Source organism: Amycolatopsis sp. NBC_01480, assembly GCF_036227205.1.
Lineage (GTDB): Bacteria > Actinomycetota > Actinomycetes > Mycobacteriales > Pseudonocardiaceae > Amycolatopsis.
The window spans coordinates 5,248,849-5,268,290 of sequence record NZ_CP109442.1; the positions used below are offsets into that span (position 1 = coordinate 5,248,849).

Genomic DNA, 19,442 nt, shown 5'->3' on the forward strand with positions numbered 1-19,442 from the left:
CCGCCGCCGCCCGTGGTGAGCACACCCTCCCTGGACTGCGTGAACCGGCGCGCGGCAGGATCAGCAGGAGTGCGAGCTCGAGGAGGAGACATTGACCCGGCGTGAGAAGGGCGGCTTCTGGGTGGGACTGGCCGCCGCTGTGTTCTACCCGTTGACGGCGATCGGCAAGCGGGTGCAGATCGGTGCGGAGAAGGTGCCCCGCCAGGGCCCGGCGGTGCTGGTGCTGAACCACATCTCGCACCTCGACCCGGTGGTGGACGCGGTGTTCGTGCACCGGCTCAAGCGGGTCCCGCGGTTCTTCCTCAAGGAGAGCCTGCGCCACGTCCCGGTGCTCGGGAAGATCGTGGACGGCTCGGGGCAGATCCCGGTTTCGCGTGGTTCGAGCGCGGCCGGCGACAGCCTCAAGGCCGCGCACGAGGCGCTGGAAGAGGGCAAGGTCATCGTCATCTACCCCGAGGGCACCATCACCAAGGACCCCGCGGGCTGGCCGAAGGACGCGTTCACCGGCGTCGCGCGGCTGGCGCTGCAGAACGACGTCCCGGTGATCCCGATCGCGCGCTGGGGCACGAACGAGATCTTCAACGGCTACACGAAGAAGTTCACGCCGCTGCCGCGCAAGACCGTGACGCATCTGGTCGGCGACCCGATCGACCTGTCGGCCTACGCGGGCGCGAACCCGCGCAGCGCCTCGACGCTGCGTGAGGTGACCGCGCTGATGATGGACGAGATCACCCGCCTGCTGGCGGAGATCCGGCACGAGGAGCCGCCGTCGAAGAAGCCGGAGGACGGCGCCTGATGGCCGCCTTCGCCACCGACGTCCAGCGGGTCACCGTGCTGGGGGCCGGCTCGTGGGGCACCGCGTTCGCGAAGGTGCTCGGCGACGCCGGCCGGGACGTGACCGTCTGGGCGCGCCGGGAGTCCGTCGCCGAGGAGATCCGCTCGGCGCACGCGAACTCCTCGTACCTGCCCGGGGTCCGGCTGCCCGAGCGCATCACGGCGACGGCGGACGCCGCGGCGGCGCTGGACGGCGCCGAGGCCGTTGTGCTGGGCGTGCCGAGCCAGAGCCTGCGCGCGAACCTCACCGCGTGGCAGCCGCTGCTGCCGCGCGAGGCGATCCTGGTGAGCCTGGCCAAGGGCGTCGAACTGGGCACGCTGAAGCGGATGAGCGAGGTCATCGCCGAGCTGGCGCAGGTGCCCGCGGACGAGATCGTGGTGGTTTCGGGGCCGAACCTGGCGCGGGAGGTCGCCGCGTCCCAGCCGGCCGCGGCGGTGCTCGCGTGCGCCGACCACGAGCGCGCGATGGCGGTGCAGCGGGCCAGCTCCAACCAGTACTTCCGGCCGTACACCAACACCGACGTGGTCGGCGCCGAGCTGTGCGGGGCGGGCAAGAACGTGATCGCGCTCAGCTGCGGCATGGCCGCGGGCATGGGCCTGGGCGCCAACACGATGGCGACGCTGATCACCCGCGGGCTGGCGGAGATGGCGCGCCTCGGCGCGAAACTCGGCGCGGACCCGCTGACGTTCGCCGGCCTCGCCGGCCTCGGCGACCTGGTGGCGACCTGCTCGTCGCCGCTTTCGCGCAACCGCACGTTCGGCGAACGGCTGGGCCGGGGCGACACGCTGGAGCAGGCGCAGGCCGCGGCCGGCGGCCAGGTCGCCGAGGGCGTCGCGTCCTGCTCGTCTATCCGCGCGCTGGCCCAGGGACTGGGCGTCGACATGCCCATCACGGACGCGATGCACCGCGTCTGCCACGAGGGCGTCGACCCCCGCCAGGCCGGCGCCGAGCTGCTGGGACGGTCGCAGAAACACGAGTGGAGCTGAACTGCTCGTGAGTGTTTATGCCGGTTAGTTGGGGTCGCCCTTGCGGGCGTGCCTTTGTGGGCTGAAAATTGTGGTTGGCTGCCTGTTGACGTCGTGGTTCTTTGGTTGTGGTGGAGGCCGTCGGTTAGTCGGGCGCTGGGAACTGCGTGGTGGGCCTTTGACTGTTGCTTCGAGCACGCGGATCAGATTCTGTGTTTCCCTGGTGGTTCCCCGGGCAGCCGTTGGTTGTCCCGGGGACGCTGCTGGGAGGTGGGTGTGATGCTGGCCGAGGCGCAGGATCATGAGGAGATCATCGAGCGGGTCGCGGCGATTGATGTGGGCAAGGCCGAGGTGATGTGTTGTGTGCGGGTGCCTGATCGGGTTCATCCGGGTCGGCGGTTGCAGGAGGTGCGGCCGTATTCGACGATGACGCGGTCGTTGCTGCTGCTCTCGGACCGGCTCGCGGAGCTGGGTGTCACCCGCGTGGTGATGGAGGCGACCTCGGATTACTGGAAGCCGGTGTTTTATCTGCTGGAGCGGCCGGGGCGGCAGGTGTGGCTGGTCAACGCCCGTGATGTGAAGCATCTGCCGGGGCGGCCCAAGACCGACCGGCTGGACGCGGTGTGGTTGTGCAAGGTCGCCGAGCGGCAGATGCTGCGCCCGAGTTTCGTGCCTCCGCCCGAAGTTCGGCGGTTGCGGGACCTGACCCGCTATCGCTGTGATCTGGTCCGGGCCCGCACGAGTGAGAAGAACCGGGTGGAGAAGCTGCTCGAAGACGCCTGCATCAAACTCTCGGTGGTCGCGTCGGATATTTTCGGGGTGTCCGGGCGGGCGATGATGGCGCAGCTGATTGACGGGCAACGCAACGCGCAGCAGTTGGCGCAGCTGGCGAAGGCGGGAATGCGCCGCAAGATCCCGGTCCTGGAGGAAGCGCTGACCGGCCGGTTCACCGATCACCACGCGTTCCTGCTGGCGACGATGCTGCGCCGGATCGACGGCATCGACGCCGACCTCACGGCGGTGGAGACCGAGGTCGAGCAGGCGCTGGCCCCTTTCGCGGTGGCGGTGGCCCGGCTCGATGAGATCATCGGCGTGGGTGTCACCGCGGCCTCGGTGATCATCGCCGAGATCGGTGTGGACATGTCCCGGTTCCCCACCCCCGCGCACCTGAGCTCCTGGGCGAAGTTCGCGCCGGGAGTGTCGGAATCCGCGGGTCGGCGCAAGGGCCGCTCCGCGACCGGGCACGGCAACCGCTACCTCGCCTCGGTACTCGGGGAGATCGCTGTCGTCGTCGGCAGAACGGACACCTTCCTCGGAGAACGTTACCGGCGCATCGCGAGACGGCGGGGTACCAACCGTGCGATCGTCGCGGTCGGGCGATCCATCCTGGTGATCGTCTGGCATCTGCTGTCCGACTCCGAGGCCCGCTACCGGGACCTCGGGGCGGAGTTCTACCAGCGGCAACGCGGCACCGAACGCCAGAAAGCCGGCCACATCCGCCAGCTCCAAGCACTCGGCTACCACGTCACCCTCGAACCCGTCGCCTGACCACACCGGCCAGCACACCCCACAACCCACCCGGCTCCGCCGGGCGCTGTCGCACGCCCGGTCACCATCATTTTCGGGTCAGAACCGTCATGAACACTCACGAGCGGGTTCCCGGGCGGGGCTGGTCCACGGGGTGGGACGGGTTGACCGGGGCCGGTGGCGCTGGTTCGCTGTACGGCATGTCGATGTGCCTGATGACCGTGTGGCCGGGGTCCTGTGACCTCCGCCCCGTCATGGGCGCCTCGTGTCGCTGTTGTCGGTGAACCCCGCCCCGGCCCAGCTCTTCTCTTCTTTCCTTCTGTGAGGACAGTTCCATGTTCGCCGTTCCGGACAACACCCTGCTGCGTCCCGAGAACCCCGCCCTGCGCCACCCCGTCCGCGTCGCCCTCGAGGTGGCCGCCGACCGGGACCGCTGGGGCGGCCTGCTCCGCTACGATCCCGACGAGCGGTTCTCCGCGCTCGTCTCCCGCGAGGACGGCCAGGAGATCTGGCTGCTCGGCTGGCTGCCCGGCCAGCACACCGACCTGCACGACCACGTTTTCGCCACCGGCGCGTTCACGGTCGTCTCGGGGCGGCTGAGCGAGACGGTCGCGCGCCGCGCTCCCGGCGGCCGCGCGGTGACCGAGGTGCACGCGCTCGCCGCGGGCCAGTCGCGGGTGTTCGGGCCCGGGTACGTCCACGAGGTCCGCAACGACGGGCCCGACCCGGCCATCAGCATCCACGTCTACCGCGACGGTCCCCGCGACATGCGGCCGTACCACCTGGACCCGTTGGGCGGCCCGGTCCGGGACTGATCCCGAGCCTGGTCCGGAGCCGGTTTCAGGGGCGGAAGTCCTTGCTGCCACAGGGAAACCGCCCCGATCGGGTGCCGGTGTGAAAGTCCCGTTCGCGCGGCCGCGGACCCCGGTGTCCGGTCAACGGTCCAGGTCGCCGCGGAGCCGGAACTCCTCCTCGATCCGGGACCGCGAAGCGCCGGTCGCCAGCAGGAGCTGCAGCAGGACCCGGGACTTGCGCGGGCACAGCCAGCCCGCCATAGTCGCGCCCATGCGGATCAGGCTGGACTCCGAGCCGTGGAAGCCGTAGGTGCCGCGGAAAGTCGGGCCGGCGCCGGTGCGGGACGCGATCACGACCGGGACTTTCGCGTCCGCGATCACGTCCGCCGTGCCGGTGGAAACGTGACCGACGCCGCTGGCCGCGAAGACCACGCCGCGCGCGCCGCCCGCCAGCACCAGGGAAAGCAGCTCGCCCGAGTCCGCGATGCCCGCCTCCAGCAGCGGCACCAGCCCGGAGAAGTCCGCGTCCGCCAAGGACAGCACGGGCGGACGCGGGACGGGCGGGTGGAAGTAGTGCACCGAGCCTTCCGCGACCAGGCCCAGCGGTCCCGCCGGCACCGACGAAAACGCCTCCAGGTGGCTCGAATGGGACTTTCGCACCCAGCGCGCCGCGTGGACGTCGTCGTTGAACACCACCAGGGAGCCGCGGCTGCGCGGGTGGGCCGCGACGGTGAGCGAGGCCAGCAGGTTCGCCGGCCCGTCCGCGCTCGGCAGGCTCGGGTTGCGCATCGCGCCGGTGACCACCACCGGCACGTCGTCGTGCGGCCAGGCCAGCTCGAAGAAGTACGCCGTCTCCTCCAGCGTGTCCGTGCCCTGCACGATGACGAGCCCGGTGGCGCCGTCCGCGACCTGTTCGGATCCCCAGGCCAGGCACCGCGCCAGGGTGGCGTAGTCCATCGAGGCGCTGCCGATGCCGGCGAGCGTGGCCGCGCGGACGTCCATCGGCAGGTCGGTGCCCAGTTCGCCGAGCAGGTCGGCGGCGGTCAGCCGGGGCACGACGCCGTCTTCGATCCGGCCGCCGGGGGTCATCGAGATGGTGCCGCCCAGGGCGGCGACGGCGATCAAGGCACGAGTCATGCCGCCACTCTAGGAACCGGGCGGGATCGAGGCTGTGTCAGGAACCTTTCACCGCCTGGAGCGTGTAGCTCGCCGCGAGCCGGCGCGGGTTCTCGCGCATGCGCCACTCACCGACCTCGTCCTCGGCCATCTCCTTCGGCAACGCGTTCCACGGGACGCTGTCGTGCTCGGTGAACGCGGTCAGCGTCAATCCGTTGTCCAGCAGGGCCGTGATGAGCTCGCCCAGCGAGTGGTTCCACGAGTGCGTGGTGGTGTTGCGAAGGGGCCGTTCGGTGTCGACGTACGTGTTCTCGTCGTCCCACACCAGCGGCTCGGCGTGCTCGAAATAGTCGTACTTCGGCCACGCGCGGTCGGTCTCGTCGTCCAGGCCCCACATCATCGGATGGGCCTCGCGCAGGAACAGCCGCCCGCCAGGGCGCAGCAGCCGCGCCACGACCGAGGCCCAGTCCGCGACCCGCGGCAGCCAGCACAGCGCGCCGATTCCGGTGTAGACCAGGTCGAACTCGCCTTCGCCGAAGACCTCGGCAGCGGCGTAGACGTTCGCCTCCCGGTAGTCGATGTCCGCGCCGGCGCCTGCCGCGAGCTTGCGGGCCTCGGCGAGCGACGCGGGCGAGAGGTCGAGTCCGGACATCCGCGCGCCCAGCCGGGACAGCGAAAGCGTGTCCGTGCCGATGTGGCACTGGAGGTGGACGCCGCGCAGGCCGGCGATGTCGCCCAGCCGCGGCCGGTCGAACCGCACCACGTGGCTGAGGAACTCCGGATCGTCGAGGAACTTCCGCAGGGAGTACTGCTCCGACGCCGCGTGCAGCGGCGCGCGCTCGTCCCAGTTGGCTCGGTTGAGGTTGAACGAACCGGTCATGCCGTCGCCGCCTTTTCGGCCGCGCTGCGCTCCACGCAGAACTCGTTGCCCGCCGGGTCGCCCAGCACGACCCAGCCGGTGCCGTCGGGTCGCCGCTGATCGTCGACGAGGGTCGCGCCGGCCGCCAGCAGCCGCGCCACCTCCTCGTCGCGCGGGACGTCCGGGCGCAGGCAGACGTGCACGCGGTTCTTCACCGTCTTGGGGTCGGGCACCTGCTGGAAAAGCAGGTGGACGCCCGATTCGAGCGCGATCGACGCCTCGGGGTCGCCGGGGAAGTCGTCGTTGGCCAGTGGCCGCTCGGTGACGACGGTCCAGAACTGCGCGAGCGCGTACGCGTCCGCGCAGCCGAAGGTGATGTTGTGCACTACCGAGGCCATCAGGCTCCTCACATCGGCTGCCGTTGCCGTGAGTCTGCCTGAACCGGACATCACGGGCGATCGTTTTTCAGGCGGCGTCCAGGCCGGGGGAGCGGTGCACCCGGCGCGCCGCGTCGATGATCAGCACCTCGCAGCCCGGTTGCCCGGCCGCCCATTCGATGCCCTCCTCGCCGAGCGCGAACGCGGCGGTGGCCAGCGCGTCGGCGTTCGTCAGGTCTTCGGCGACGATCGTCACGCTCAGCAGCCCGGTGGCCGGGCGCCCGGTGCGGCCGTCGAAGATGTGCTGCCCGCGCTCGTAAGCGGCGGACGTCGCCACCGCCCCGTTGCGAGAGGTGACCACCGCGCACACCGACTGCGGCTGCTCGGGATGCCGGATGCCGACGCGCCACGGCCGTCCCGGCTCGGGCTCGCCGGCGGTGACCACGTCCCCGCCCGCGTTCAGGCAGAACCGCCGCGCCCCGGCGGCGTGCAGCCGGTCGGCCGCGCGCTGCACCGCCCAGCCCTTCACCACGGCACACGGGTCGAGGGCGCGCCCGGGCAGCCGCGCCGAGAACGCGCCGCCGGAGAGGTGCTCGTAGTACGCGCACAGGTCGAGCACCTCGTCGAGGTCGCCGCTGAGGTCGCCCGCGGCCAGCTCGCCCCGGTCGTAGCGGGACACCTCACTGTCCACTTTGTACGGGCTGAAGCGAGCGTCCACCTCGTGCAGCCAGCCGAACGCGTCCTTGACAGCGGCTGAGAAGTCGCCTTCGTCGCGCAGATCGAGCGAGATGGGCAGGCCCATCACCTGCTCGACGTGGGTGGTCATCGGGAGCCCTTCGCGTCGATCGCCGCTTGCAGCGACTGGATGTAGGACTCGCTGGTCTGCGTCGCGCCGGAGACGGTGTCGATGTGCGAGCTCTGGGCCTGCAACGCTTCTTGCCGCAGTTGTGGCAACGCGTCGATGCCGCGACCGCTGTCGGGCTGTTGCAGGAGCTGGACGTCGGTGATCCGGCTGCCGGAGAACGTCACCTGGACCTGCACGGTGCCGAACTCGCTGCCTTGCGCCGAACCCGGCACGGTCACCGTGGTCCCGCTGCTGCCGGCCGAAGTGGACGGTGCCGAGGCCGACGGCGGGGTGGCGGTGGTGGTCGTGGTGGTCCCCATCGCGTCCGGCTCGAACCGCCAGACGGCGATGAACCCGGCGATCGACAGGGCGACGACGAGGATCGTCTTCTTCATCTCCCGCTCCTCACGCGGCCAGGCTGAAACGTTCGGCGTGCACCCGCGCGGAGGGCACGCGCAGCTCCCGCAGGCTCCGCAGCACCGCCGCCGTCATCCCGGGCGGACCGCAGACGAACACGTCGCGATCGTCCACGTCGGGCACCAGCGCGTGCAGGCTTTCCGTGCCCAGCAGCGGTCCGTGCGGGCCGCGCTGGTCCGACGGTCCACTGAGGACGTGCACGATGGCGCCGCGTGCCTTGGCCAGGCCGCGCAGCTCGGGCAGCAGCACCGCGTCCTGCGGGGTGCGCACGCGGTAGAGGACGACGACGTGGCCGGTGATGTCCTCCAGCAGCGCGCGGATCGGCGTGATGCCCACGCCGCCGGCCACCAGCAGCGCGTTCGGTCGCTGCTGGTGAATCGTGGTGAAGGCGCCGTACGGGCCTTCGGCGAACACCCGCGTGCCGACGCGCAGCGAGCGCAGATTCGCGCTGGACTCGCCGACGGCCTTCGCCGTCAGCCGCAGCGTGCGGCCGTCGGGCGCGGCCGACAGGGAGAACGGATTGGCTTGCCACCAGCGGTCCTTCGTCAGGAATCGCCACAGGAAGAACTGCCCGGCGCGCGCGGGCAGCCGGTCGAGTTCCTTGCCCGTCATGTAGACCGAAACGGTGTCGGGCGATTCCGGGACGACGGCGACCACTCGCAGCTGGTGGCGCAGATTCCGCCACAGCGGCAGCCCGACGCGCCCGGCCAGCACGACCGCACCGGTGCCCAGCCACAGCGTCCACCAATATGCGCGCGCGACCGGGTGACCGGTGAACGACTGGCCGACGGCGATCTGGTGCGTGAACGCGAGCAGCACCGCCGCGTACGTGTAGAGGTGCACGAAGTGCCAGGTCTCGTACGCCATCCGCTTGCGCGCGAACCGGGCGGAAGCGGCGCCGACCACGAGGATCAGCACAAACGCGACGATCGCGCGCAGCAGTCCCTCAAGGGTGTCGGCCAGCTGCACCAGCTCGCCGACCGGGCCGCGGTCCTCCACACTCGCGTAGCCGAAGACGATGAGCACGACGTGCGCGAGAAGCGTCCACAGCAGGGTGAAGCCGGTCCAGCGGTGCCACGCCGTGAGCCGGTCCATGCCGAGCCGCCGGTCGAGCCACGGCAAGCGCGCCACGAGCAGCAACTGGAAGGCCATGGCCTGCGCGGCGTACAGCCCGGCGAGGCGGCCGGCGCTGATCAACGGGTTGTCGGAGAGGCCGCCGTTGACGAAGAAAACGGTGACGAGTGCGACGTTGGCGCCCAGGAACGCGAAGAGCCACACCTTGGCGGTGACGCGCGGCGAGACCGCGGGTCTGGGCGGTGCGGCGGCTATGGGTGTCATGACACTCACACGAGGTCCCTTCGGTTCGGGTTCACGACAGCCAGCGTCGGCGCGGAACCTGTGGGGGATCTGGGCGGAACCTGTCGACTGGCTGTCGAGCGGGGGCTCGGCTCGCGCGCCCGGCCGCGGCTCACGGAGGATGGGGGAGTGGAAACCCCGAACCCGGTGCGGCTGCTGGTCGTCGACGACGAGCCGCACATCGCCGACCTGGTGGCGACCGTCGCGCGGTACGAGGGCTGGCTGGCCGTGACCGCGGGCTCCGGCGCGGCGGCGCTGAGCCGGGCGGCGGAGTTCGGGCCCGACATCGTGGTGCTCGACCTGATGCTGCCCGACCTCGACGGCTTCACGGTGCTGGACCGCCTGCGCGCGAACGGCAGCACCGTGCCCGTGGTCTTCCTGACGGCGAAAGACGCGACGGCCGACCGGATCGCCGGCCTCACCCGCGGGGGCGACGACTACCTCGTGAAGCCGTTCTCGGTCGAGGAGCTGATGGCGCGGCTGCGCGCGGTCCTGCGGCGCAGCACCGGCGCCGCGGTCCCGGCGGCCGCGCGCGGCGCCGTCCTGACCGTGGGTGATCTCACGCTGGACGAGGACACGCGCGAGGTCCGCCGCGACGGCCGCGCCGCCGAGCTGACGCCCACGGAGTACGAGCTGCTGCGCTACCTCATGCGCCGTTCGCCCACGGTGCTGACCAAGGCGCAGATCCTCGACCACGTCTGGGAGTACGACTTCGGCGGCCGCTCCAACGTCGTCGAGCTGGTCATCTCCCATTTGCGGCGAAAGCTGGACGACGGCGCGGAACCGTTGATCCACACCGTGCGCGGCGTCGGGTACGTCGTGCGCCGGGCGGGCCGATGAGCCGGCTTGGCCGCTGGGCCCGGCGCTGGTTCGGTGCGTGGCGCGCGTCGCGGCTCGGCACCCGGCTGGCGTTCGGGCTGGGCGCGCTGGCGCTGGTGGTCTTCGCCATCGTCGGCACGGTCACCGTGAGCTTCATGAACGGCTATCTCGGCCGACGGCTCGACGAGCAGCTGAAAACCAGCCAGGTCGCGCAGGTGCCGGACCTGCGCTCGTCCCACGGCAGCCCGCAGACCATCTACTCCTGGTACTCCGCCGTGTTCGAAGTGGACAAAGGCGTGGCGACGGCGCAACCGGGCGGGAAGCTGCCCGGCGACGCAACGACGCTCGCGAAGGTCGCTGTCGACGCGACGCGCGGCGATGTGTTCCGCACCGTGTACATCGACGGCGCCGGGGCGTACCGCGTACGCGCCTGCCCGGTCGCGACGAACCAGGTCGACACCGGCACCGTGCTGCTGAGCGCGGCGCCGCAGGCGGACCTCGACAACACCGTGCGGCAGCTGGTGCTCGTCGAGGTGATCGCGTTCCTGATCGCGCTGGCGATCCTCGTCGTCGCTGGGCGGCTAGTGCTGCGGCGTGGGCTGCGGCCGCTTTCGGACATGGCGGGCACGGCGCACGACATCGCGTCGCACGACCTCATGGCCACGGCCGCCCTGCCCGTCCGCGCGTCCGGCGAGGGCGGCGGCGCCGAGGTGCAGGAGCTGCGGACGGCGTTCAACCTGATGCTGACCCACATCGAGTCCTCGCTGGCCGCGCGGACGGCGGCGAACGAGCGCCTTCGCCGTTTTGTGGCCGACGCCTCCCACGAGCTGCGCACGCCGTTGACGTCGATCCGCGGCTACGCCGACCTGTTCCGCTACGCCGCCGCGAACGAGCCCGCCGAACGCGAGGCGCACCTGTCGAAGATCCGCGAGGAGACCGCGCGGATGAGCGTGCTGGTGGACGACCTGCTGCTGCTCGCGCGGCTCGACGCGCACGACGCCGAGCCGCCGGTCCGGCCACAGCGGATCGACCTGGCCGATCCGGCGCGCGCGGCCGCCGATGCGTTCCGGGCCGGACGGCCGGGGCACCCGCTGGAGCTCGCCGTGCCGGCCGGGCCGGTCGAAATCGACGCGGACCCGGTCCGGCTCCGTCAGGTTCTCGACAACCTGCTGGCGAACGCCGCGGTCCACACGCCGCCGGGCACGCCCGTTTCGCTGGCGCTGACGGTCGAGGACGGTCAGGCGGTCGTGCGCGTCAGCGACGCCGGGCCCGGCATCGCGGCCGAGGACCAGCGGCGGATCTTCGACCGGTTCTTCCGCGTCGACAACTCCCGCACGCGCTCGGCGGGGGGCACCGGGCTGGGGCTGTCGGTGGTGCAGTCGCTGGTGGTGGAGCACGGCGGCACCGTCGAGGTGGCCAGCGAACCGGGCCGCACGACGTTCACCGTGCGGCTGCCCCTTCCTTCGTGACGCGCTGGGCGACGTGCTCGGGCGTCGTCCATTTCGCGGACAGGTCCGCCGACGGCTCGGGCTCGCCGAAAACCGTCCGCACGGGGAGGACGCCGGCCCACGCGGCGTCGGCCTCGACGTCGTCCGGCTCGTCGTCCGGGCCTTCCGCGCGGAGCTTGACCGAAGCCTCTGCCAGGTCCAGCGCCAGCACGCTGACGGCGGCGAACTCCTTGGCATTGACGCCGCGGGCGTGCTCCCACGAGCCGGGGGAGAGGTGGTCGGTGAGCACGTGCAGGGCGTGCATCTTGGCGTCCGGGTCGGTAACGGTTTCGGCGCGGCCGAGGATGACGGCGCTGCGGTAGTTCATCGAGTGGTTGTTCACCGAGCGGCAGTAGACGATGCCGTCCAGCAGCGTGACGGTGACGCACACGTCGATGCTGCCCGCCGCGGCTCGCAGGCTGGCCGCGCCCGTGGAACCATGCAGGTAGAGGGTGTCGCCGTCGCGGCCGTAGCCGGTGGGCAGCACCAGCGGCGCGCCGTCGCGGACGACACCGAGGTGACAGATCAGCGCCTCGTCGAGCACGGCGTGGAGGGTGGCGCGGTCGGTGGCCGCGCGGTGCTTCTTGCGGCCGAGGGTGGTCCTGGGAGTCGGCGAGAGGCTCGTCATGCCTCTCAGTGTGAAACAGCCAAGTGGACCCATCAAACGTCCACTTCTCGTACACTTGGAAAGTCCACTTTGTCTTGAGGAGGTCCCTCGTGTCGTACGCCGACACCGCGCTGCCGGTCCGCCTCGACCGCGAAGCGGGCACGCCGCTCGCCGTCCAGCTGGCCGACGCCCTGCGTGAAGCCGCCGCGAGCGGCCACCTGCGCGGCGGTGACCGGCTGCCGTCCACGCGCGCGCTGGCCGACCGCCTCGGCGTCTCCCGCACGGTGACCTCGGCCGCGTACGAGCAGCTGCACGCCGAGGGCTGGATCGCCGGTCGGCACGGTTCCGGCACGTACGTGACTACTCCGCCGACGCGCGCGGCCGCGTCGGTGTCGCCGTCGGGACCGCCGTTGGCCGACGCCGAAATCGCGCCGATGCTGGACCTCAGCCCGGGCACGCCGTGGGCCGCGGGCCTGGACCGCGCCGCCTGGCGCCGCGCGTGGCGGGCGGCGGCGGACCCGGAGCCGTTGATCCGGGCGCACCGCGCGGGGCTGCCCGAATACCGCGCGACGGTGTCCGAACACCTGCTGCGCCACCGCGGCCTGGCCGCCGGCTCGGTGCTCGCCACGGGCGGGACGACGGCCGCGGTCGTCGAACTGGCCGCGGCCGTGCTGCGGCGCGGCGCGGTCGTCGCCTTCGAGGAGCCCGGGTATCAGCGCGCTGTGCAGGCGTTTCGGCAAGCGGGCCTCACGGTGGTGGGCGTGCCCGTCGACGAGCAGGGGCTGCGCCCGGACGCCATCCCGGCGGGCGCGCGGGCCGTCTATTGCTCGCCGGCGCACCAGTACCCGATGGGCAGCCGGATGAGCGCGGCCCGTCGCGTGGAACTGGTCGAGCGGGCCCGCGCGGACGGCCTGCTGATCATCGAGGACGACTACGACGGCGAGCTGCGCTTCGACGTCGCCCCGCTGCCCCTGCTGGCCGCCCTGGCCCCCGACGTCGTCGTCCACCTGGGCACGACGAGCAAGATCCTCACCCCGACGCTCGGCGCGGGCTGGCTGGTGGCGCCGTCGGAGGTCGTGCGCGCCGTGCTGGCGTACCGGGATCTGACCGGCACCCGTCCTTCCCCGGCGGGTCAGCGGGTCCTCGTGGAACTGGCCCGTCACGGCGACCTGGGCCGCCACCTGCGCAAGCTCCGCCGCGAACTGGCCGAGCGCCGCACCCTCCTGTCGGAAGCCCTATCGTCCGCCGGCGTCCCCATCCTCGGCGACGACGCGGGCGCCCACCTGGTGGTCCTCTTCGAGTCCGCCACGGAGGAATCAGACCGCATCGCCGCCGCCGAACGCCACGGCATCCGCCTCGACGGCCTGGCCCGCCACTTCGCGGGCACTCCGACGGCTCACGGTGTGGCGCTGGGTTACGCGGGCTGTTCGCGGGAAGCGTTGGTTACGGCTTTGCCTACGTTGGTGTCGCTGCTTCGGTGAGGCTCTCGCCACTGAGCGGCGGGGTTGTCGTCGCCGGGTGACGAGAGAATATTGCCGCTGGGTGGCAGGCCTGTCGTCGCTGGGCGGCGGGCTGTCGCCGTCGCACGGCGAGAGGTTGTTTCCGCTGGGTGGCAGGGCTGTCGTCGCTCGGTGGCGAGTGGTTGTTGTCGCCGGGCAGCGGGAGGCAGTTGCCGCCGTGTGGCGAGGTTCGTTGCCGTTGTTGTGGTGGACGTGGGCACTCCTCACAGCACCGTCGCCGCCAGTCGGCGAGAAGCCATGGTCGCGGGATCGGCATGAAGCCGTGGCCGCCGGACGGCGAAAGGCGTCGCCGCTGGTTGGCGAGCGGCTTGCCACTGGGTGGCGACAGACTGCTGCTGGGTGGCGAGCGGTTCTGGCCGCCTGGTGGCGAGAACCTGGAGTCGCCCGGTGATGGGAGCGTGCCGTCGCGAGGTGGCGAAGAGCCGTAGCCACCAGGTGGCGAAGTGCCGTGGCCGCCGGGTGGCGAAGTACGTTGCCGTTGGGTGGCGAAGGGCCGTCGCCGCCAGGTGGCGAAAGGGGCGAAGCCCGAACGTCCACCCGCGGCGGCCGCGGCCCGACACGAGCGAGGGCATCCGGACCGCCAGCCCACCCCGTCGACTGGTTGTGCCGGAGTGGTGTCTGTCGCGCTCGGTACCCGGGGCCGCGCTGTTCTCGGTGGTCACCCGGTACGGTGACCGGCTATGAGTGCTGAAAAGGTCCGGGTGGCGGTCGTGTTCGGCGGGCGCAGCAGCGAGCACACGATCTCGTGCCTGTCGGCGGGCAGTGTCATCGCGAACCTGGATCCGGAGCGCTTCGAGGTCCTTCCCGTCGGCATCACGCCGCAGGGCGGCTGGGTGCTCGGCAGCGGCGACCCGAAGGAGCTGAGCATCCAGGGCCGCGAGCTTCCGTCCGTCGACTCCGGTCGCGCGCTCGTGCTGGCCGGCGACCCGACCAGCCGCGAGCTGCGCACCATCGACCCCGGCCAGGCGACCGAGGTGCTCGGCGGCGTCGACGTCGTCTTCCCGGTCCTGCACGGCGCCTTCGGCGAGGACGGCACCATCCAGGGCCTGCTCGAGCTGGCCGACATCCCGTACGTCGGCCCGGGCGTGTTCGCCAGCGCGGCCGCCATGGACAAGGAGTACGCGAAGAAGCTCCTCGCCGCGGAAGGCCTGCCGGTGGGCTCGTACGCGGCGCTCCGCCGTGGACAGTCCACAGTGGAGCAGTCCGAGCGGGATCGCCTGGGGCTGCCGGTGTTCGTCAAGCCGGCGCGCGCGGGCTCTTCGGTCGGCATCTCGCGGGTCACCGACTGGTCTGAAGTGGACGCCGCCATCGAGCTGGCCCGGCGCACCGACCCCAAGGTCCTCATCGAGGCGGCCGTGACCGGGCGCGAGGTGGAGTGCGGCGTGCTGGAGTTCCCGGACGGCCGTATCGAGGCCTCCCTCCCCGCCGAGATCCGCGTCCTCACCGACGACGACAACGCCTGGTTCGACTTCGAGAAGAAGTACCTCGGTGATGACGCCGAGCTGGACATCCCGGCCAAACTCGACGACGCCCTCACCGAACGCGTGCGCGCGATGGCCATCGAGGCCTTCCGCGCCCTCGACTGCCAGGGCCTCGCCCGCGTCGACTTCTTCATCACCGAGAGCGGCGACCTGGTGATCAACGAGGTCAACACCATGCCGGGCTTCACCACCAAGTCCGCCTACCCGAAGATGTGGGAGGTCACCGGCGTGGACTACCCCACCCTCCTGGCGACCCTCATCGACACCGCCATCGCCCGCGGCACCGGCCTTCGCTGACCTCGCTACTGGCTGACGTCCGTTGGAGCTTTTTCGCTAACGCGGCGTCTCTGGTTGACGCTTCTTCGCTAACGCCGCGTCTCTCGTTGACGTTCCTTCGCTAATGCCGCGACGAAGACTGCCCGCGACCCCGAGTGATCACTGTCGCCACAAGACGGCGACAGCTCGGACCGCAGAGCGAGCGACCCGCTGAAAACCGCTCCACACCAACCAAACCCACCGAAACGGACCACCTCCCGGCCCGTCGCCACTGATCGGCGAAACCGCGAAACCGCGCCCCCGGCCGTCACCCATTACAGTGATCAACCGGAAATCCCGGCGGCACTGTCGCGGCTCCCAGCGACGCGCGCCGGCGCACAAGGAGGCAGCGCGTGCAGATCGCGTCCCGGCTCGACCGGCTGCCGGTCACCAGGCGGCACCGGTACTTCGTCGCCGTGGTGGGGGTGGCGACGTTCTTCGACCTCTACGACCTGTTCCTCGCCGCCACGATCAGCACCGTGCTGACCAAGGAGTTCGGGGTCACGGCCGACCTGCTGAAGCCGTTGATCGCGTCGGCGTTCGTCGGGGCGTTCGTGGGGGCGGTGTTCCTCGGGCGGCTGGCGGACCGGCTCGGGCGGCGGCGGGCGTTCCTGCTCACCCTCGGGATCTACTCGGTCTTCACGCTGCTCGGCGCGTTCAGCACGGACGTCTGGATGCTGGTGGCCTGCCGGTTCGTCGCGGGCATCGGCATCGGCGCGGAGCTGCCGGTGGCCGACGCCTACCTCGCCGACCTGCTGCCCGCCCGCGCCCGCGGCCGCGCCACGGCATGGGCCTACACGATCGGCTTCTGCGGCGTCCCTGCCGCCGGTTTCCTGGCCCGCGCGCTGGTCGGCCACTCGCCGCTGGGCATCGACGGCTGGCGCTGGCTGTTCGTGATCGGCGCGCTCGGCGCCGCGATCGTCTGGGGACTGCGGTTCACGCTGCCCGAGTCGCCGCGCTGGCTCGCTTCGCGCGGTCGGGAAAAGGAGGCCGACGAGATCGTCCGCCGGCTGGAGGCATCGGCGACGCAACCGCTGGCCGAGCCGGAACCGGAGCCACCCGCGCCGGAGCCGGTGCGCGCGTCCGCACTGCTGCGCCCGCCGTGGTTCCGCCGCACGGCGATGCTCTACGTGTTCCAGCTGCTGCAGTCGTTCGGCTACTACGGTTTCGGCTCGCTGGTCCCGATCGTGTTCGCGGCCAAGGGCTTCTCCCTGGTCAACTCCCTGACCTTCAGCGCGCTGACGTTCCTCGGCTATCCGATCGGCTCGGCGCTGTCGATCCCGATCATCGAGCGGGTCGAGCGCAAGTGGCTGATCGTCGCCAGCGCGGCGGGCATGGCGGTGTTCGGGCTCGCGTTCGGCTACTCGACGTCCGGGGTGCTGATCGCCGTCTTCGGCTTCTGCTACACGGCGCTGAGCAACGTCTTCTCGAACGCTTTCCACACCTACCAGGGCGAGCTGTTCCCGACGTCGCTGCGCGGGACCGCCGCCGGTTCGGCGTACGCGCTCTCGCGGCTGGCCACCGCGGCGATGCCGTTCATCCTGCTGCCGGTGCTGCAGGGCGCGGGCCCCACCACGATGTACGGCGTGGTGGCGGCCGCGATGGTGCTGCTGATCATCGACGTCGCCATTCTGGGGCCACGCACGACCGGCAAGTCGCTGGAGACGATCGCCGCTAGAACTTCAGGGGCTTGACCGGCAGCTTCGCCGCGACGGTGTCGGAGATCGTCTGCAGCGGGCCGGTGCCGGCGGAGTCCGGGATGGTCAGTGCGATGTAGACGTCCCGGTCGACGACGTACCAGGTGGCCGAGCCGTCCTCGCTGAGCTGCAGCCACTGCACGCCGTTGACGACGCGCAGCTGCGCAGTCTGCGTCAGCTCCGGCGGCCGGTCGAGGCCGCAGCGCAGGACGATCGGGTCACCCTCGCCCCAGGCGACCGTGGCCTTCGGTGCCGGCGTGGCGAGGGTGCGCGGGGCGAGCTGCTTGCCGTTGGACGTCAGGTCCGCCGGAACCGCGGAGATGAGCGTGGCGCACGACGGCTCGTCCGCGTGCGGGGCCGGAACGGAGACGAGCGCGAGCGGCCCGTTCGCCTCCGGGGCCGCGCTGGAGGCCGCCGTTCCCTTCGTCAGCGCGAAGACGGCGACTGCCACGGCCAACGCGACCACGAGCGCGGAGGCCGTGATGAGCACCACCTTCGGCGGTGCGCCGGTGTCGGAATCTGCCACCGGACCAGTGCACCACGGCTCAGAGATGGACCACCGGGCAGGTCAGGGTCCGCGTGATGCCTTCCACGTTCTGCACTTTCGCGACGACGAGCTGGCCCAGCTGGTCCACGGTGTCCGCGGTCGCGCGCACGATCACGTCGTACGGGCCGGTGACATCCTCCGAGCTGGTCACGCCGGGGACCCCGGCGATCTCCGCCGCCACCGCGGCCGCCTTGCCGACCTCGGTCTGGATGAGGATGTATGCGTGGACCACGGCGTGCCCTTTCGTCGGTAGCGATGGTGTCGAGGTAGGAACGGTGTAGGCAACGTATCGCCAGCCCCGGGAAAAACCTAGGGGATCCGACTGTCGGTGGTCGAGGCTTCGGGCCGGAGAGAAATCGGAGGTGACCGGTGTCACCGAACGACGGCACGGTGGCCGCGATCGGCGAATTCGCGCTGATCCAGGCGGTCACCGAAGGACGTCGCCAGCCGGCGTCCACATTGCTCGGCCCCGGCGACGACGCCGCGGTCGTCGCCGCCCCGGACGGGCGCGTGGTCGCGACCACGGACGTACTGGTGCAGGGCGTGCACTTCCGGCTGGACTGGTCGAGCCCCGAGCAGGTGGGGCGCAAGGCCGTGGCCGTGAACCTGTCCGATGTCGCCGCCATGGGCGCGAAACCGACCACGGTGCTCGTCGGCTTCGCGTGCCCGCCGGACCTGCCGGCGGCGGTCGTGACGGAACTCATGAACGGCATGTGGGCCGAAGCGGGCCGCGCCGGCATCGGCGTTTCCGGCGGTGACATGGTGCGCGCCGACCAGCTCGTGATCAGTGTCACGGCGCTCGGCGACCTCGAGGACCGCGAGCCGGTGACGCGCTCGGGCGCGCGGCCCGGCGACGTGCTGGCCGTCAGCGGGCGGCTCGGCTGGGCGGCGGCGGGACTTGCCGTGCTGCGCCGCGGGTTCCGTTCGCCCGTGGGCGTCGTCAACGCGCAACGCTGCCCGGAACCGCCCTACGAAGCCGGTCCGCGGGCCGCGCTCGCCGGGGCGACGGCGATGATCGACATCTCCGACGGCCTGCTCGCCGACCTCGGGCACATCGCGTCGGCGTCGGGGGTCGGCCTCGACGTGCAGACCACCGACCTGGAGGTCTCCACGCGGCTGCGGGAGGTGGGCACCGCGCTCGGCGCCGACCCGCTGCGCTGGGTGCTCACCGGCGGCGAGGACCACGCGCTGGCCGCCACCTTCCCGCCGTTCGGCGATCTGCCCGAGGGCTGGCGCCGGATCGGCACCGTGACCATGCCGGACTCCGGCATCACCGTGGACGGGAAGGAATACGGCCACGAAGGCGGCTGGGAGCACTGGCGGTAGCTGCCTAGAGTGGCGGCGTGGAGATCCGTGCGGTCGCGTTCGACCATCCCGATGCGGCCAAGCTGATGGCCGAGGTCCAGCTCGAGTACGTGAAGCGCTACGGCAGCGAGGACGCCACCCCGATGGACCCGGCGCAGTTCGCTCCGCCGCGGGGGTTGTTCCTCGTCGGCTACGTCGGCGAAGTCCCCGTCGCGACGGGCGCGTGGCGGGCGCACGACGAGCCGGCGTCGACGCTTCGAGCCGGGGACGCCGAGCTGAAGCGCATGTACGTCGTCGAATCCGCTCGTGGCCGCGGGTACGCGCGCGTGATGCTGGCCGAGTTGGAGCGAACGGCGGCAGCCGCCGGACGGCTGCGCGCGGTGCTCGAGACGGGCACTGAACAGCCCGAGGCCATCGCCCTCTACGGTTCTTCCGGCTACGTCGAGATCCCCGGTTTCGGCCTGTACAAGGACGAAGCCGAGAGCCGGTACTTCGGCAAGGACCTCGCCGTGGAGCCACGGCATTCTCGAGATTCTCAGCCCGCCCAGGACTTCCAGCACTGACGAACCGGAGG

General features: G+C 71.4%; 20 protein-coding genes. 11 read left to right on the forward strand and 9 right to left on the reverse strand.

Features of this window, described 5'->3' with window-relative positions:
- Positions 1–91 precede the first annotated feature (91 nt).
- The 4 genes from OG371_RS25120 to OG371_RS25135 all read left to right on the forward strand — a co-directional run bounded on the left by OG371_RS25120 (position 92) and on the right by OG371_RS25135 (position 4,142).
- A complete protein-coding gene (locus OG371_RS25120) occupies positions 92–796 on the forward strand; it encodes a lysophospholipid acyltransferase family protein (protein ID WP_329057550.1) in 705 nt (234 codons plus the stop codon).
- Positions 796–1,821 (forward strand): NAD(P)H-dependent glycerol-3-phosphate dehydrogenase, encoded by a 1,026-nt coding sequence (locus tag OG371_RS25125; protein WP_329057551.1) that lies wholly within the window; start codon positions 796–798, stop codon positions 1,819–1,821. The genes OG371_RS25120 and OG371_RS25125 overlap by 1 nt, the downstream gene beginning before the upstream one ends.
- Before the next feature lie 258 nt (positions 1,822–2,079).
- Positions 2,080–3,348 (forward strand): IS110 family transposase, encoded by a 1,269-nt coding sequence (locus tag OG371_RS25130; RefSeq protein WP_329057553.1) that lies wholly within the window; start codon positions 2,080–2,082, stop codon positions 3,346–3,348.
- Positions 3,349–3,662: 314 nt separating this feature from the next.
- Positions 3,663–4,142, forward strand: coding sequence for a cysteine dioxygenase (locus tag OG371_RS25135; protein WP_329057554.1), 480 nt, complete (start codon positions 3,663–3,665; stop codon positions 4,140–4,142).
- A 120-nt stretch (positions 4,143–4,262) separates the two neighbouring features.
- On the opposite strand, the gene OG371_RS25140 is transcribed toward OG371_RS25135, so the two are convergent.
- From OG371_RS25140 to OG371_RS25165, 6 genes are all read right to left on the reverse strand, one after another.
- Positions 4,263–5,258 (reverse strand): asparaginase, encoded by a 996-nt coding sequence (locus OG371_RS25140; RefSeq protein ID WP_329057555.1) that lies wholly within the window; start codon positions 5,256–5,258, stop codon positions 4,263–4,265.
- 37 nt (positions 5,259–5,295) lie between these two features.
- Complete coding sequence (locus OG371_RS25145) at positions 5,296–6,117, reverse strand: class I SAM-dependent methyltransferase (RefSeq protein WP_329057556.1); 822 nt, start codon at positions 6,115–6,117, stop codon at positions 5,296–5,298.
- Complete coding sequence (locus OG371_RS25150) at positions 6,114–6,494, reverse strand: VOC family protein (protein ID WP_329057557.1); 381 nt, start codon at positions 6,492–6,494, stop codon at positions 6,114–6,116. The genes OG371_RS25145 and OG371_RS25150 overlap by 4 nt, the downstream gene beginning before the upstream one ends.
- Positions 6,495–6,561: 67 nt before the next feature.
- On the reverse strand, positions 6,562–7,299 hold the full coding sequence (locus tag OG371_RS25155; RefSeq protein WP_329057558.1) for an FAD:protein FMN transferase: 738 nt from the start codon (positions 7,297–7,299) through the stop codon (positions 6,562–6,564).
- On the reverse strand, positions 7,296–7,712 hold the full coding sequence (locus OG371_RS25160) for an FMN-binding protein (RefSeq protein ID WP_329057559.1): 417 nt from the start codon (positions 7,710–7,712) through the stop codon (positions 7,296–7,298). Before OG371_RS25160 ends, OG371_RS25155 begins: the two co-directional genes overlap by 4 nt.
- A gap of 10 nt (positions 7,713–7,722) precedes the next feature.
- Complete coding sequence (locus OG371_RS25165) at positions 7,723–9,072, reverse strand: ferredoxin reductase family protein (protein WP_329057560.1); 1,350 nt, start codon at positions 9,070–9,072, stop codon at positions 7,723–7,725.
- 147 nt (positions 9,073–9,219) lie between these two features.
- Here OG371_RS25165 and OG371_RS25170 point away from each other — a divergent pair, with 147 nt between their 5' ends.
- Positions 9,220–9,930 (forward strand): response regulator transcription factor, encoded by a 711-nt coding sequence (locus OG371_RS25170; RefSeq protein ID WP_329057561.1) that lies wholly within the window; start codon positions 9,220–9,222, stop codon positions 9,928–9,930.
- Positions 9,927–11,378: a sensor histidine kinase gene (locus OG371_RS25175; RefSeq protein WP_329057562.1), complete on the forward strand. Its 1,452-nt coding sequence runs from the start codon at positions 9,927–9,929 to the stop codon at positions 11,376–11,378. Before OG371_RS25170 ends, OG371_RS25175 begins: the two co-directional genes overlap by 4 nt.
- On the opposite strand, the gene OG371_RS25180 is transcribed toward OG371_RS25175, so the two are convergent.
- Positions 11,350–12,024, reverse strand: coding sequence for a pyridoxamine 5'-phosphate oxidase family protein (locus tag OG371_RS25180; RefSeq protein ID WP_329057563.1), 675 nt, complete (start codon positions 12,022–12,024; stop codon positions 11,350–11,352). The genes OG371_RS25175 and OG371_RS25180 overlap by 29 nt on opposite strands.
- Before the next feature lie 89 nt (positions 12,025–12,113).
- Between OG371_RS25180 and pdxR the strand changes: the two genes are divergently transcribed.
- The 3 genes from pdxR to OG371_RS25195 all read left to right on the forward strand — a co-directional run bounded on the left by pdxR (position 12,114) and on the right by OG371_RS25195 (position 17,013).
- Entirely contained in the window at positions 12,114–13,484 is a 1,371-nt protein-coding gene (pdxR, locus tag OG371_RS25185; protein ID WP_329057564.1) for a MocR-like pyridoxine biosynthesis transcription factor PdxR, read from the forward strand.
- A gap of 719 nt (positions 13,485–14,203) precedes the next feature.
- Positions 14,204–15,301: a D-alanine--D-alanine ligase family protein gene (locus OG371_RS25190; RefSeq protein ID WP_329057565.1), complete on the forward strand. Its 1,098-nt coding sequence runs from the start codon at positions 14,204–14,206 to the stop codon at positions 15,299–15,301.
- 371 nt (positions 15,302–15,672) lie between these two features.
- The gene (locus OG371_RS25195) at positions 15,673–17,013 is read left to right on the forward strand and encodes an MFS transporter (RefSeq protein ID WP_329057566.1); all 1,341 of its coding nucleotides are present in this window, start codon (positions 15,673–15,675) and stop codon (positions 17,011–17,013) included.
- Here OG371_RS25195 and OG371_RS25200 read toward each other — a convergent pair.
- Positions 16,994–17,542, reverse strand: a complete 549-nt coding sequence (locus OG371_RS25200) for a DUF3515 domain-containing protein (protein WP_329057567.1) — start codon at positions 17,540–17,542, stop codon at positions 16,994–16,996. The genes OG371_RS25195 and OG371_RS25200 overlap by 20 nt on opposite strands.
- Before the next feature lie 19 nt (positions 17,543–17,561).
- Positions 17,562–17,795: an Lrp/AsnC ligand binding domain-containing protein gene (locus OG371_RS25205; protein WP_091623261.1), complete on the reverse strand. Its 234-nt coding sequence runs from the start codon at positions 17,793–17,795 to the stop codon at positions 17,562–17,564.
- A gap of 137 nt (positions 17,796–17,932) precedes the next feature.
- On the opposite strand from OG371_RS25205, the gene OG371_RS25210 reads away from it, so the two are divergent.
- Positions 17,933–18,889: a thiamine-phosphate kinase gene (locus tag OG371_RS25210; RefSeq protein WP_329057568.1), complete on the forward strand. Its 957-nt coding sequence runs from the start codon at positions 17,933–17,935 to the stop codon at positions 18,887–18,889.
- 65 nt (positions 18,890–18,954) lie between these two features.
- Positions 18,955–19,431, forward strand: a complete 477-nt coding sequence (locus OG371_RS25215; protein ID WP_442876179.1) for a GNAT family N-acetyltransferase — start codon at positions 18,955–18,957, stop codon at positions 19,429–19,431.
- Positions 19,432–19,442 lie beyond the last annotated feature (11 nt).